Source organism: Methylocaldum sp. GT1BB (genome assembly GCF_051027545.1).
Classification (GTDB): domain Bacteria; phylum Pseudomonadota; class Gammaproteobacteria; order Methylococcales; family Methylococcaceae; genus Methylocaldum.
The window spans coordinates 1,198,510-1,212,351 of the sequence record NZ_CP194902.1 but is presented as its reverse complement, the minus strand read 5'-3'; the positions used below and the strand labels follow the sequence as shown (position 1 = coordinate 1,212,351).

General features: G+C 59.8%; 11 protein-coding genes. 3 read left to right on the top strand and 8 right to left on the bottom strand.

The window, feature by feature from the left end; genetic code table 11:
- Positions 1-13 precede the first annotated feature (13 nt).
- Positions 14-1,189, bottom strand: coding sequence for a hypothetical protein (locus ACR2TX_RS06665; RefSeq protein WP_434131608.1), 1,176 nt, complete (start codon positions 1,187-1,189; stop codon positions 14-16).
- A 341-nt stretch (positions 1,190-1,530) separates the two neighbouring features.
- On the opposite strand from ACR2TX_RS06665, the gene amaB reads away from it, so the two are divergent.
- Entirely contained in the window at positions 1,531-3,102 is a 1,572-nt protein-coding gene (gene amaB / locus ACR2TX_RS06660) for an L-piperidine-6-carboxylate dehydrogenase (protein WP_434131606.1), read from the top strand.
- A 137-nt stretch (positions 3,103-3,239) separates the two neighbouring features.
- On the opposite strand, the gene ACR2TX_RS06655 is transcribed toward amaB, so the two are convergent.
- Positions 3,240-4,061: a cyclase family protein gene (locus tag ACR2TX_RS06655; protein WP_156881833.1), complete on the bottom strand. Its 822-nt coding sequence runs from the start codon at positions 4,059-4,061 to the stop codon at positions 3,240-3,242.
- A gap of 353 nt (positions 4,062-4,414) precedes the next feature.
- Here ACR2TX_RS06655 and ACR2TX_RS06650 point away from each other — a divergent pair, with 353 nt between their 5' ends.
- Positions 4,415-5,650: a GNAT family N-acetyltransferase gene (locus ACR2TX_RS06650; RefSeq protein ID WP_434131604.1), complete on the top strand. Its 1,236-nt coding sequence runs from the start codon at positions 4,415-4,417 to the stop codon at positions 5,648-5,650.
- A 648-nt stretch (positions 5,651-6,298) separates the two neighbouring features.
- Here ACR2TX_RS06650 and ACR2TX_RS06645 read toward each other — a convergent pair.
- The 5 genes from ACR2TX_RS06645 to ACR2TX_RS06625 form a co-directional block, all read right to left on the bottom strand.
- A complete protein-coding gene (locus ACR2TX_RS06645; protein ID WP_133716273.1) occupies positions 6,299-6,736 on the bottom strand; it encodes a deaminase in 438 nt (145 codons plus the stop codon).
- A gap of 155 nt (positions 6,737-6,891) precedes the next feature.
- Positions 6,892-7,785 (bottom strand): methane monooxygenase/ammonia monooxygenase subunit C, encoded by an 894-nt coding sequence (locus tag ACR2TX_RS06640; RefSeq protein WP_240502553.1) that lies wholly within the window; start codon positions 7,783-7,785, stop codon positions 6,892-6,894.
- A gap of 68 nt (positions 7,786-7,853) precedes the next feature.
- Positions 7,854-10,265, bottom strand: coding sequence for a PAS domain S-box protein (locus ACR2TX_RS06635; protein ID WP_156881835.1), 2,412 nt, complete (start codon positions 10,263-10,265; stop codon positions 7,854-7,856).
- A gap of 166 nt (positions 10,266-10,431) precedes the next feature.
- The gene (locus tag ACR2TX_RS06630) at positions 10,432-10,833 is read right to left on the bottom strand and encodes an ATP-binding protein (RefSeq protein ID WP_077730929.1); all 402 of its coding nucleotides are present in this window, start codon (positions 10,831-10,833) and stop codon (positions 10,432-10,434) included.
- Positions 10,834-11,227: 394 nt separating this feature from the next.
- Positions 11,228-11,629, bottom strand: coding sequence for a hypothetical protein (locus ACR2TX_RS06625; protein ID WP_077730931.1), 402 nt, complete (start codon positions 11,627-11,629; stop codon positions 11,228-11,230).
- Positions 11,630-12,389: 760 nt separating this feature from the next.
- On the opposite strand from ACR2TX_RS06625, the gene ACR2TX_RS06620 reads away from it, so the two are divergent.
- Positions 12,390-13,019 (top strand): ribonuclease H family protein, encoded by a 630-nt coding sequence (locus tag ACR2TX_RS06620; RefSeq protein ID WP_168175448.1) that lies wholly within the window; start codon positions 12,390-12,392, stop codon positions 13,017-13,019.
- Between the two features lie 47 nt (positions 13,020-13,066).
- On the opposite strand, the gene ACR2TX_RS06615 is transcribed toward ACR2TX_RS06620, so the two are convergent.
- Positions 13,067-13,762: an SDR family oxidoreductase gene (locus ACR2TX_RS06615; RefSeq protein ID WP_077730933.1), complete on the bottom strand. Its 696-nt coding sequence runs from the start codon at positions 13,760-13,762 to the stop codon at positions 13,067-13,069.
- Positions 13,763-13,842 lie beyond the last annotated feature (80 nt).

Here is a 13,842-nt window from a genome sequence, read left to right as displayed (position 1 = left end):
CATCGTCTCCTCGCTAGGCGGCGGTCTGGACCGAAGTACGAATGACGTGGGCCGCCTGTTCCGGCAGGAAATAGTTGTAGATCGGGGCGGAATGGAGCGGATTGTCCCGCTCGTAAGGAATGTCGTACAGCGCGAAGAATCGCTCGGCCAGTTCCGGGCTCGTTTCCCAGCGCGACAGAAGTTCCAGGAGCTTGGCGTTTTCGATGACGGTTTCCAGCTCCGCACCGTGAGTCCTCAAGACCTCCCGGATCCGTTCCGGAACTTCCCGGTTCCGCTCGGGCCGGGTGAATACCTGTAGCAGCAGCCGATCGGTGTAGTCACCCGTCGGGGTCATGATGGCTATGCCTTCCGCCTCCATGGTATGCATCAGCTTCGACAAACCGACCGCGACGCGCCGGCCTTCCTCGAACCGCGTGGCCCGGATCGCCAGATGATGGGCGGTGTAGCCGTAAACGTGATTCCAATGCTGGATGATCTGGGTGGGATTATCGGCATCTGACTGATCGATGAACAGCCGCAGCACCTGGCCGTTTTCCAGGATTTTGTAGAGCAGGTAGGCGTTCCAGCCGTCCTCGAACTGATAGAAATCTTCGCCTTCGACTTGCGAGGGCACATAGCCGTGATGGCGGCGCAGGTTTTCCACGACCCGTTCGGCATCCCTGTGGGCCGACGAGCCGCAGCGGATCGCGAGATGATCGAAATGGACGGTCCAGCCCAGGCGCGGCGCGATCTTCAGCAAGGTCAGATCGGCCTGGCTGTACAGCAGCGATTCGATGGCCTTGACCGCCACGTAGACATCGAGCCGGCCGACCCAGTCGCCGATCAGCTTCGCCTCGGCATCGGTCAGAAAACGCCGGGCACGGGCCAGCACGCCGTCGAGAAACTCGCGGGCATAAGGGTCCACGTGTTCCAAGGCTTCCGGCAGATCCTCTTCGAACGGTTTCGACTGCCGAGCTTCCCGATAAGCCGTCAGCAGTTCATCTACGGATCTGATTCCGTGAAAATAATGGCCGGCGGTCATCGGCTGGGGTTCCGCTTCGAAAGGCGTGAGATCGATGCCGGCCATCCGGCCGTCGGGGCGCGGTACCAGCAGCTTGGCAGGACGATCGGGATGGGCGCGAAGGGTGGTGGGACCCGCGAGCACCTCGCGGACCAGGCTGTGGGCAAAGTCATCATGTGGGCTGGACATTGCAAGACCTCTCTGCCTCTGTGAAAAGCGTACGATAGGGCGGGATTAAGGCAAACCCTCGTCCCAAACCGTTCTCCCAAAAGGAAGGTCGCGACTTAGCGACTATTGGCGATTGGGAAAGGGTCCCCGATCTACTCGAGGCGATTGACAGATTTCGTAGGTCGGCAATCCCTTGCCGACGAACCCGCTTGTCGACCCCGGTGTCGGCAAGGGATTGCCGACCTACGATAGATTAGACAGCCGAAGTCTCGGAAGGTTGATGATCTCGGCTATCCGAACCTCTCCCTGCCGCCCCGAATCTAACTGGCACAAGGCTCTATGCCTCAAACCGGAAAACGCCTATGCACATTCACGACAACGCCTTCAAGGATCGACTGTTCGAGACTTTGCATCTTCTGGACGTCAACGTCGGCAGCTATGCCGCCTACGAAGGATGGCTGGAGGCTCGCGATGCTCCGCGGCTAAGCTCCTGCAATCCGGCTACCGGCGAGATTATCGCCGAAGTCACGCTGTGCTCGGAAGCGCAGTACGAAACCGTGCTGGAAGAGGCCCGGAAAGCCTTCGAGGAATGGCGCCTGGTCCCGGCGCCCGAGCGGGGCGAGCTGGTCCGCCGGATCGGCGATGCCTTGCGCGAACACAAGGATGCGTTGGGCAGCCTGGTGGCGCTCGAAACGGGAAAGATCAAGGCGGAAGGGGATGGCGAGGTGCAGGAGATGATCGACATGGCCGACTATGCCGTCGGGCTGTCGCGCATGTTGTACGGGATCACGATGCCTTCCGAGCGCCCCGAACACCGGCTCTACGAGCAATGGCATCCCTTGGGGCCGATAGGCGTCATCACGGGCTTCAATTTCCCGGTGGCGGTTTGGTCCTGGAATGCGTTCGTCGCGGCGGTGTGCGGCGATACCGTGGTCTGGAAGCCATCCCCCAAGACGCCTCTTTGCGCCATGGCGGTCCAGCACCTGTGCGACCGAGCCGTGGCGGAGATGGGGTATCCGGGTATCTTTTCCACCTTCTTGCCGGAAAATCCGGAATTGCTGGACCGTTTCGTCCGCGATGCGCGGCTGCCCTTGATCTCCTTCACCGGTTCCACGGCCGTGGGCCGCCAGGTGGCGGTGAAAGTCGCCGAACGCTTGGGGCGGAGCCTTCTGGAGCTGTCCGGCAACAATGCCGTCATCGTCGACGAGACCGCCGACCTGAACCTCGCGCTCCAGGCCATCGTGTTCGGTGCGGTGGGAACGGCCGGCCAGCGCTGCACCAGCATTCGGCGGCTGATCGTCCACGAGGATGTCCATGACGAACTGGTCGACAGGCTGATCCGGGCTTACGGCCAAGTGCGGATCGGCGATCCCCTGGACCCTTCGACCCTCATGGGGCCCCTCATCGATCCCTCAGCCGTCGAGGCGTACCGTAACGCCGTGGACGCAGCACGGCGCCAAGGCGGCGAGGTGCTCTACGGCGGTCGGGTGCTCAAGCGGCCCGGCTGTTTCGTCGAGCCGACCTTGATCCGGGCGGAAAACCATTGGGACATCGTGCAACGCGAAACCTTCGCGCCTATCGTCTACGTGATGACGTTCCGCCGTCTGGAAGAGGCGATCGCCCTGCAGAACAGCGCATCGCAAGGACTGTCCTCGTCGCTGTTCACCCTGAATCTCAGATCGGCCGAGCGGTTCTTGTCGGCTTCGGGCAGCGACTGCGGTATCGCCAATGTCAACGTCGGCACGTCGGGCGCCGAAATTGGCGGAGCCTTCGGCGGCGAGAAAGATACCGGAGGCGGTCGCGAAGCGGGTTCCGATGCCTGGAAGATGTACATGCGGCGGCAGACCAATACCATCAATTGGGGAGAGGCTCTCCCGCTGGCGCAGGGGATATCGTTTTTCGCAGCGGATGCCGGGCAGGACCGGAAGTCGTGAACCGGGAAACGACAGGTCGTAGGTCGGCAATCCTTTGCCGACCAAGCCCGTTGTCGACCCGGTGCGTCGGCAAAGGATTGCCGACCTACTTCACTTTAGCCCGCTCCCACAAGCCGTAAATTAGTCCCGCAACCGCCTTATCGATTCTTTCCAGGCACCCACGCGATAATCCGGAGAGGCGCGCCGCTGCCGCCCTCGATCTTCATCGGCAGGGCCACCACCATGGCGCCCGTCGTGGGCAGTTCGCCGAGCCGGGCGACGTTTTCGAAAATCGGAATGCGCTTTTCCGAGAGAATTCTATGGGCCTCGAAATGCGATGACTGCCCATAGTCGATGCTCGCCGTATCCAATCCGACGGCTTTGATGCGGCGCCGTTCGGCCAACCAGCGCGCGGCTTCGGGGGCCAGGCCGGGAAAGTGGAGTTTCGCCACCGCCGCCTCGCCCCGCTCGGCGGTACCCAAATACTTGACCGGGTCCGGCCAAAACCGGCCATAGCCCGTATGCAGCAATACGATCGCCTCTTCGGGTATCGGTCCGTGGCTCTTTTCCCAAGCGGCAAAATCGTCTTGGCCCACCCTGTAATCGGGATTTTTCGCGGCTTTGGACGATACGTCGATCACGACGGCTGGACCGATCAGCCGGTCGAGCGGAATCCGGTCGACCGCGAGACCGTGAGCGGAAAAATGATTCGAGGCATCCAGATGAGTGCCGCCATGTTCCGCCGCTTGGAACTGATAGGCCTCGTAATGAAAGCCCTTTTCGGTCGTCCCGACAAACACCGGTTCCAGACGGAAGGGCGTCGCAGTGGGCCAGTACACGGTCTCGGCAGAAAAAGAATGGGTGAGGTCCACCCACCGGCCGGACGACCCCAAATCCGGCTGCGAAGCGCAACCCGCCAGCGCGGCCAGCAGAGCCGCCGGCACGCTCGGTTTAAATCGGGATCGAACGGTAACACGCATGGCTCGGCACCTCGATGATCGTTTCGGATCGCCTCTTGACGACATTTTGTCCAAATCCCATTATTTCACGATCAGGGACGCCAAGGCTTCTACACTGACGTTCTTTACGTTTTCTGCGAAGGGATTCCATGAACGAGTCATCACGCATTTCCGACCCCGAGCCGATCCTGTCGAACCGAGAGCATACAACATTCCTCTCGCTTCCCGACGATGTGACCGGGTTTCAATCGCGCCCGATAGGGTTCGGGAGCGCTCCACTCCTCCAAACATGAAAGGACTGCGCAAACCCTTGTCCCGCGCGGGACGCTCGGAGGCGGGTATTGAAGCGGCACTCGACGGGCAGGAATGACTGGTTGAACCCAACTGCCCGAGCCGCGCGCGGCGTCTCTCGGCCGGGCATATTTTCGATCGGGGATGCGCGCCTAGGTTCGGTCACCGTCATCGACACGATCGAAGGCGTCGAACACCATCGCGAGGCTCTCGAACACCTGGCGGAAAACGCGGCACATCCCAATCCTTTCTACGAATCGTGGTATCTTCTGCCGCTGCTCAAGGCCTCGAAAAGCAAGCAGCGCCTGCGTTTTCTGCTCGTTCACGGGACCGACGACAGCGGTTCGGAAGCGCCCGAAACGCTGATCGGCTTCTTCCCGTTCGAGCAGACACTGCTCCACCCGCTGTGCCCGGTTCGCTGTCTGCGTCCGTGGCAGGACGCGTATCGTTGGACGCTGCGCCGCACGCCGCTGCTCCGCTACGGGGCGGTCGGCAACAGCCTGGCGGCATTGGGCCGATGGCTGCTCGCCCGGCAGCACCCGCCGACTATCATCCTGTTCAAGGACCTGCCCGGCGACAGCGAGATCCTCCGCGCGGCCGAGTGCTGGCTTACCGAGGACCATCGATTGTGCCATGTACATGATGTCCGCGAATCGCACCTGTACCGCCGCCAAACGGATGCCGAGACCTATTTCGCACGCGTACTGTCGGGCAAACGGCGCCGACATCTCAGGCGCTTGCGCCGCCTGCTCGAGGATCTAGGACCGGTACGGGTCGCCGATCTCGACAGATCCGACGACGTCGACCGTCTTTTCGACGAATTCATCTCCCTGGAATTCAGCCAATGGAAGGGAAAGATCGGCACCTCCATGGCATCCATGCCCGATGGCGCTGCGATCGCCAAGGACATTCTCAAAGAGGCGCACCGCCGTAAGCGCCTCTCGCTGCTTACTTTGCGGGTCGGCGACAGGCTGGTCGCGGCGCGCAGCGCCTTCCTCGCGCCTCCGGGATGCTTCGGGTTCAAGATGGCCTACGACGAGAGTCCGCCCTATGCCCGATGCGGTCCGGGTTTTCTGCTGGATTTGGAGGGCATTCACCGCCTCCATGACGATGCGGACCTCCTAGGCACCGGAATCGAATGGCTGGACAGCTGCGCCGTCAAGACGGCCGCGCTGCCGCTGAGCATGAGGACGGAAGCCTTGCCGCTTCACCGCTATATGGTGACCGTGCGCGGCGGTATCGGCGAGGTCGTGACGCGCCGGTTTCCCAAGGTCATGCAGGCGCTTCCATGGAGAATACGCCGGCTGTCCGCGTTTTAGAGCGTTTTCATCTCGCTCTACGGCAAAACAGGCCTGGCCGGAGTCGTTGGCGCCTTCGGCCAGGGTAGATCGACTCAAGCTTTCGTAGGTCGGCAATCCTTTGCCGACGAACCCGCTGGCCCAACTGCACCGTCGGGAAGGGCGGCTTCGGCGTCGGGAAGGGATTCCCGACCTACGCAGAATGCCCGTACAGTAGGTATAAAAATGCTCTAGCGGTTGTCGGCAAGGGAGTATCGACCTACAACCCGTAAGGGGCGGGGCTCCATCCTGACAGACACAGTTTGTCGGCAATGGATTGCCGACCTACGACTCACGAGGGGCGTTGCCCCATAGCGCGATCACCCTATTAATCAGGCCCGTAAATACCCTCCTGGTATTTCGGGCCGCCGCCCAGGCCGGTACACGCCCGGCCTGGGCTCACGCGGCTTGTCGCCGCGCCGGGGCATCCTTGCCCCGGATTAACCCGGCCTATATTTATAGGCCGGGTTAATAGTCAGGCCCGTAAATACCCTCCTGGTATTTCGGGCCGCCGCCCGGGCCGGTACACGCCCGGCCTGGGCTCACGCGGCTTGTCGCCGCGCCGGGGCATCCCTGCCCCGGATTAACCCGGCCTATATTTATAGGCCGGGTTAATAGTTTGAGCTCGTTTTAGACACCGATATCTTCTCCCCACAGCTCGGGGTGAGTCTCGATGAAGCGCGACATGAGGCGAATACAGTCGGGGTCGTTGCGTACCTCGACGGAAATGCCGCGCGACCGCAGCAGTTCCTCTTCACCGAGGAATGTCCGGTTCTCGCCGATCACGACCCTGGGAATTTGGTACAGCAAAATCGCTCCCGTGCACATGGCGCAGGGCGATAGCGTCGTATAAAGCGTGCTCTCGCGATAAACCGATGCGGGCTGACGTCCGGCATTCGCCAAGGCGTCCATTTCCGCATGCAAAATGGGGCTCCCCTGCTGTACGCGCCGGTTGTGGCCGCGACCGATGATGCGATCCCGATGCACCAGCACCGATCCGATCGGTATTCCCCCGGTCTGCAATCCCTTCTCGGCTTCTTCGAACGCAGCCTGCATGAATGTATCCATGCCCTTTGCTCCATCGGTCGATGATAAAGAGTCGGTGCTAAAGCAATTCTTGCCACGGCCGGTCTTGAGCCGAGACCGGACGACGGCGATGTCGCAATGATTCTCGATGTCGGCCCCCAAGGCAACCACTTTCACGCCGCCGTGATCTAGCGCTTTCAGCCGTTCGGCGTTGGTCGCGAATCCGGCTCGGGCGATAAGTCTTTTTTGATCAGATACAAAATGCTGGCAAAAACCTGCAGCAATACGCCGCCGATCGACAGCGCGAACCAGGCGAAAACGACGAAGCCGTAGTGCAGGGGCGCTACGAACACTTCTTCCATGAACCAGAAGGTGTGACCCCATTCGTTGTAACCGACGTTCGGCAAAAGCGTGAACGGGCCGACCACGGAAAACAGGTAGGGCACGGAAAATCCCTTGGCGAAGTATGGCAGGCGCGTCTTCGCGTACAGAAAGGCACCCCAGCCCGTAATGATGTAAACGGGGTAGCTCATGTAGAACACGATGATGTGATTGGGGGTAAAGTCGGTGTCGCGCACGACCGTTTGATGCCAGGTCGCATCCTGCTCCGTGAAGAAGCTGGTTCCCCAATAGAAAGCCCACGCATAAGCGGCCAGCCAGATCAGGTGGGTCATGTTCCGGCGCAGCTCCTCGCGCGGGGTCAATGTCACGACATCGCGATCACGCGTTTTCCATAACAGTTCGCGCAAGGCTTCGCCTTTCGCTCTGGACAGCGCTGTCTCGGTGTCGATGAAGTGCGCCCAGTACCTCTCCAAATTGCGATCCCGGCTCCGCCATAGCCAGCCCCAAAGAAGAGCGGCCACGATCGTTTCCACCAAGATTTCGGCGTAAAAGAGATTCATCCAGTAGGTCTCGAACTCCGGCGCAAAGGCGTCGAGCCCGGTCGACCACGCGTAAGTCCCCTCATACCAGCGAGCCGTCAGGTAGAGCGCCGCATAGCTCGCCAGTACCAGCACCAGACGCTTCAGACTGAACAAGGGCGGTTCTTTCGCGGCAATATCCGAAGCTCCGGTCCGAATCGGCGTGGACACAAGCCACCTCTTTGATAAGTCGAAAATCCAATCATTGGACCCCCGGCATTCGAAAAACGCTCCTCGGCTTAAAGTGCTTTCAGCACCACGAGAGAAATGTCGTCATCGAAGGACCGGCTTTGACAAAACACGCCGAGCTCGTCGACGATAATCTGGATCAGCTCTTGAGGGGATGCCTGAGCATGCGCGATAACGAGCTCGCAGAGACGGGATTCGCCGAAAAACTCCCCTTGTTTATTGCGCGCCTCGGTAATCCCATCGGTATAGAGAAGCACCATATCGCCCTCGTTCAAGGCGAGTGCTTTCTCTTCGAAGATCACTCCTTTCTTTACCCCCAAAATGAGCCCCTCGGCATCCAGTTCCGTGCAGTTCCGCTCGCCTTTACGCAGCAACAGCGGACGGTTGTGCCCCGCATTGGCGTAGCTGATCCGCCGGGTATCCGAACGGTAGCTCAGGTAGAACATGGAGATGAAAAAGCTGGCCTGGTTCAAATCCTCGAACAGGAGATCATTCAAGACCGACAGAGTCCTTTTTGCGCCGTTGCGGAGCCTCGCCTGTCCTTTCGCCATCCAGTCGGTTCCCATTTTCAGCGTGCTGCGGGTTTCGGCCATGATCAGAGCGGCGCCCACCGAGTGCCCGGACACGTCGGCGATCACGATATCGACCCCCTCTTCGGTGGCGAAATAGTCGAAATAATCGCCGCCGACATGGACCGCCGGCAGGCAATACCCTGCCACCTGAGCGCCTTCCATCCGCAACGGAACGCTCGGCAAGAGGGACAACTGGATCTGCCTTGCGATTTCCATTTCGTGACGCTCTTCCTCGATGCGCCGCAATGCCGTGACGTCGGTCTGGGTGCCGATAAAATGGGTCACCCGGCCGTTTTCGTCCCTCACCGGAGAAATGAACAGCTCGTTCCAAAACGGCGTGCCGTCCTTGCGGTAATTTTTCAGCGTCAGATGGCAATCACGCTCTTCCCATACGGCTTTCCGAATCTCCTCGATCGCCTTCGGATCGGTTTCCGGACCTTGCAGAAAGCGGGGATTCCACCCGACCACCTCGTCCCGGCTGCGGCCCGTCATCTGGATGAAGGCGGGATTGGCGTAGATGATGGGATTCCCCGGCTGATGGGGATCGGTGATGATGATACCCACGCTGGACGCGGCGATGGCCCGGTCCCTAAGCCTTAGGGCGTCCACGAAGCGTTTGCGTTCGGTAACGTCGTTATCCACCCCGCGCCACCTCAGCAAGTGGCCCCGGCTGTCGGAGAGCGGGATGCCGGTCGATTCGGTAAACACTTCGCGGCCGTCCTTATGCTGATACCGGTTGATCAGGCGAACAAAGGACTCTTCGCGAGCGATCAGTTCCGGTGCCAGCACCGCAGAGCGTTCTCTGTCTTCCGGGAAGAAGAGCTCGTAATAGGGTTTTCCGATGATTTCCTCGGCGTCATAACCGAGAATACTTTTAACCGCGGTGCTGGAATAGGTGTAGCGGCCTTCCGCATCCTGTTCCCAGATCCACTCGCAAGTCATATCGACGATCTGACGGAACCGGGCCTCGCTTTCCCGCAAAGACTCCTCGGCGACCTTGCTTTCGGTGATGTCCTCGACCATATCGATGGCGAATTGCAGTTCGCCCCTGAACCCGTAGGTTCCGGAAACGATCTTGCGGACCCAGACCACCGTGCCGTTTTTCCGGATAAAGCGCTTTTCCAGGCTATAGTGCTTGTATTTCCCCTCGACCAAGCCCTTGAACCGCTGAATGCTGACTTCGAGATCGTCCGGGTAGCTCAGGTCGAAAATGACCCGGCCGTGCAGCTCCTCGGCACTAAAGCCCAGCATCTCCTGCAGGGCGAAATTGCATTCCCTGATCCTTCCGTTCTTGTCCAAGAGTGCGATGCCGATGCCGGCCCGCTCGAAAATCGCCCGGAACCGGGCTTCGCTTTCCCTGAGAGCGATTTCGGTGAGCTTGCGTTCGGCGATCTCCGCATGCAGGGTCGCTTTGGCCGTTGTAAGCTCCATGCTCTGCGTCTTCGCCTGCTTTTCCAGCTCGAGGTGACACATGCGCAAGGCTTCCTCGCTTTGGCTCAATTCGGCGATGGCTTGTTCCTTGTCGCGGTAGATCTCGGTCAGGCGCTTATTGGTCCTTTCCAAACTCTCGTTGAGCAGGCGCATTCGGGTCATGGCGTCATCATGGCTGCGCGACGTCCTTTCGAAAGGCGCGAGCGTCTCTCGAAAAAATACCTCCGCCTGCAATTCAACATCGACGCCTTCGGAAGGAGCGATGGCTCGAGCCGAAAGGCCCGCCAGCGCTTTATGATGAATCGCGGCCACCGCCGAGAGGCTCAAATTCTCCGCCACGGCCTGGCGTCCCAGCCGATAGGCCCGCAGTAAAGGATTTCCTTCCACGCCGGCCAAATAGTCGCGCAATGCTGCCGTGTATTGGGCCGCGAGTTCACTCTCGACCGTTTCGTCATTCATTGCATGTCTCCAAGACACGGCGGTACGGCATCTGGCCGGAAAAACGCTGCATTTTCACGGGGCAAAATAACGACTTGCTCGGCTATTGGACTCCCGGACCGCCGCTCAATTCAATCCGCCGGAAGTCGGCCTGCGGCGCTTCACCCATAGACCGCTGGACCGCAACCTACCGCACCCATTTCTTCATCGTCACGGTCGTCCCTTTCCCGACGTCGGACACGACCTCGAACTCGTCCATCAGCCGCTTGGCACCCGCCAGACCCAGCCCGGCTCCCCCGCTCGTCGAATATCCCTCCTGCATGGCCAATTCGACATCGGGAATACCCGGCCCATCGTCGCGGGCCACGACGACGATGCCCTGGCTGCCGTTCTTTTGAGCCTTGCTCAGAATGACTTCGCCTTTTCCGGCGTACTGAAGGATGTTGAGGGCCACCTCCGAGATGGCCATGGCGATAAAGCTTTGTTCGACCGACCAGAAGCCCAGCTCCGCCGCCAACAATCGGGCCTGCTGCCGAGCGATTAGAATTTGCGACTCCGAATCGATGGGTACGCGTATTCCGTCGATCATGAACGCGCCTCTCCGTTCGCTGCATCATTCATGTTTATGGCGTGAAGCGCTCCTACGGTTCTCTCTCCGATTCCGGCAAACGAATAACTTTTTGCCTGACGATCCGGATTATCGTCCGCTATTCCACTCGGCCACGCCAGCACGGCCGGAGCGTCCAACGAAATGGCAATGGCCGTCGCCGAAAAAGGAAAGAGTACGATATCCGGGCGGTTCATTCGAATATCCGCCGCGGGCGCGGAATCTTGCACCCCGAAACGGATTTCCGATGCGACACGGGCTCTTCCCGCAAAACCACGAATTGTCGTTCGCGCATCCGAACCGGGCCGGTCCGTTTCGGCGGGCCATGCGCCGGATAGAAAGGCTCGTATCGACACGGATCCGGCAGACAGACGTACTATCCGCGGGCGATCAGAGCCGCCAATACGAGTCCCGCAATGACATTCCCGCCGATGCTCACGAACAGCTCCCGCGTGAAAAAGGCCTGCGGTTGCATCTTGCCGAGCTTGGGATTCTTGTGCTTGGCGGTAATCTCGATGGTTCCGGCGGAGATGTTCCGTGCAATGGCCCGGACCCGATCGATGACCTCCGCCTCGGTATGCAGGGCGGGGTGATATTTGATCAGAAAGGTCCCCGTAGTGATGTTCGGTTCGGCATGGTAGATCCCCCTCGCCTGAGCGTCCCCGAGCAGGCTTTGCTTGAGCAGCTCGGCCATAGTCCGCTTATTTCTGATCAGAGGCACCCGGATGCGGATTCGGGCCGGGACCTTATTGTGAACGATCACAATCGTTTCGGGCATTGCGTGCCTCTCGAGCCGGAGTGAAAAAGCCGATGGCTTTTTTCAAAGTGATTTGATCATTCAGACATGAAAATGCGTGAAGAATGCCGCAAAACGCTCTTCGGTCTTTCGGCAGGGTCACGCTTGTCTGATCAGAGGCGCCCGGATGCGGATTATGGATAATTTCTTGCGGGAGCGGGCCTTTCGACACAGCTCAAGACAGGCTTCAGCCCGCGATCGAAGGCGATTGGCGGGCATTCGTCATTCGAGCCGCCGGGTTCTTGTTCGACATAAAAAAGCCGGGGCTTCCAAACCCCGGCTTTTTATGCGCGTATGGCGCGAACGCTTGCTCATTGTTTGTCCTTATCGTCCATCCGGTCGTAATTCTTCAGGCAGAACCCGATGGACCCGCCGGTGGTGCCGAAAAATACCAATGCCAAGAATATTTCAACGCTCGTCATAGTGATTTCCCCTTGCTGATGTACATCCAGTTAGTATCAGTATCGTCACGATTGTTCCTTTTGTTTAATAACGATTTCTTATGGATTAGATCAGATAGTTTAATTAAACATCATAAAAGTCTTTTTATTTACGATAATGTTTCCAGTTTTGAAATAATCCAGACATGAAAAACCAACGGCCGTTGGCTTTACCAAGGAGAGCAGGCACTAGACCGTTTCCGAAAACGCTAGGAAAAAATGCGAGTCGCGAAATCAGCGTCCGGCGGCGTCTGTGGGCGTGGGCAGGAAAACTTGCTCCCTCTTCCCGACTCCAACCGGTGATGAATACCAGTCGCAACGAATCCCGACATCTCAACCGGATGATCGATGGGCTGCTCGACGCGGACTCGGATACGGCCGAGCTGATCGCTGCGGCCAAGCAGGCAGGTCCGGCAGCGCTAGCCGAACGCATCCGGCAGCGCAGCGCGCGGCAGGTGCGCCTACAACCCGCGCGGGCGCAAACGATCCTGCAAATCCGCGATCGCCTGATTTGGCTGGTTTATGCGAGCCCGCTTCCCCCGGAAGGATTTTCAGCCTGGTGCGACGGCTCGAGCGTCCGCACGGCTTCGGGCGCAGCGAACGGAATCGGGGCGATCGTGACCGATGCTCATGGAGAAGTCGTGGCGAAGAGCGCCGGGCGGGTGCCGTCCGTTCTCCCACCCTTCGAAACCGAGATCGGGGCGTTGGAACGGGCTTTGGAGCTGGCATTGGAGTCCCGCGGGACCGTTCTCCGAGTACACACCGACTGCCCCGCTCTGGTTCAGCTCTGGCAGCGGCACCCGCACGATCATCGATTCGCCGCAATCCGCCGTTTGGCCCGTCGGTTCGAGCGGCTCGACCTGTGCGCAGTGCCGCGAGAGCACAATCAAGCTGCCCATCGCTTGGCGAAAGCCGCCGCGAGCGCTATATGACTCCGGTTCCGAGGAGCGGTCGGCATCGCACGAGCCGGGCGCATTTCTTACCAGGGGATCTCGGTGCCGTCATAGCGAAAGAAACGGCCGGTATCCGCCAGCGTGAACTTGTCGATGAGCTTTCGCATGCCGCGCACGCTTTCTTCCGGCGTCAAAGGCGCGCCGGTGCCGCCCATCCGAGTCCCCACCCAGCCGGGGTGAAATAGAAGCACGCCGATGTTCAACGGCTTGAGTTCCAGCGAGAGTCCCTTCATCACCGCGTTCAGCGCGGCCTTGCTGGATCGGTAGAAGTAACTGCCGGGGCTGTCGATCTCGGCAATGGAGCCCATATGACTGGTGATCGCCACCACCAACCGCTTTTCGCTGCGCGCCAGAGATTCGACGAATGCCTTGGTGATGCGGAGCGGACCCATGGTGTTGACCTGAAACGTGTATGCCCAGTCATCGTAATTGAGGGGCGCGTTCAAGGGCAGGTATTTCTCGGTATAAACCCCGGCATTGTTGAGCAGGAGATCGATGGGCGTTTCCCGCAGTTCCTCGGCTAAGGCAACGATCCGGCCGGCGTTCGTCACGTCCAGCTGGTGGATGCGCACGGCTCTGTAACGGTCCGCCAACCGCGCCAATTCATCCGCCTCGTCGGGGTATCGGCAGGTAGCGAAGACCTGCCATCCGGCCTGGGCGTATTGGCGGCACCATTCCAGCCCCAATCCGCGGTTGCTCCCCGTGATGAGAACGCTTGTCATGACGCTCGAAACTCCAGTTGCCGTAAGAATTCCACGATAGGACTTCCTCAACTGAGACCGCCGGATTCCCATGCGAGTTC

Coding starts and splice junctions, on each gene's coding strand:
- ACR2TX_RS06665 (WP_434131608.1), bottom strand. CDS start 1,189: ATGTCCAGCCCACATGATGACTTTGCCCACAGCCTGGTCCGCGAGGTG.
- amaB (WP_434131606.1), top strand. CDS start 1,531: ATGCACATTCACGACAACGCCTTCAAGGATCGACTGTTCGAGACTTTG.
- ACR2TX_RS06655 (WP_156881833.1), bottom strand. CDS start 4,061: ATGCGTGTTACCGTTCGATCCCGATTTAAACCGAGCGTGCCGGCGGCT.
- ACR2TX_RS06645 (WP_133716273.1), bottom strand. CDS start 6,736: ATGGATACATTCATGCAGGCTGCGTTCGAAGAAGCCGAGAAGGGATTG.
- ACR2TX_RS06635 (WP_156881835.1), bottom strand. CDS start 10,265: ATGAATGACGAAACGGTCGAGAGTGAACTCGCGGCCCAATACACGGCA.
- ACR2TX_RS06630 (WP_077730929.1), bottom strand. CDS start 10,833: ATGATCGACGGAATACGCGTACCCATCGATTCGGAGTCGCAAATTCTA.
- ACR2TX_RS06625 (WP_077730931.1), bottom strand. CDS start 11,629: ATGCCCGAAACGATTGTGATCGTTCACAATAAGGTCCCGGCCCGAATC.
- ACR2TX_RS06620 (WP_168175448.1), top strand. CDS start 12,390: ATGAATACCAGTCGCAACGAATCCCGACATCTCAACCGGATGATCGAT.
- ACR2TX_RS06615 (WP_077730933.1), bottom strand. CDS start 13,762: ATGACAAGCGTTCTCATCACGGGGAGCAACCGCGGATTGGGGCTGGAA.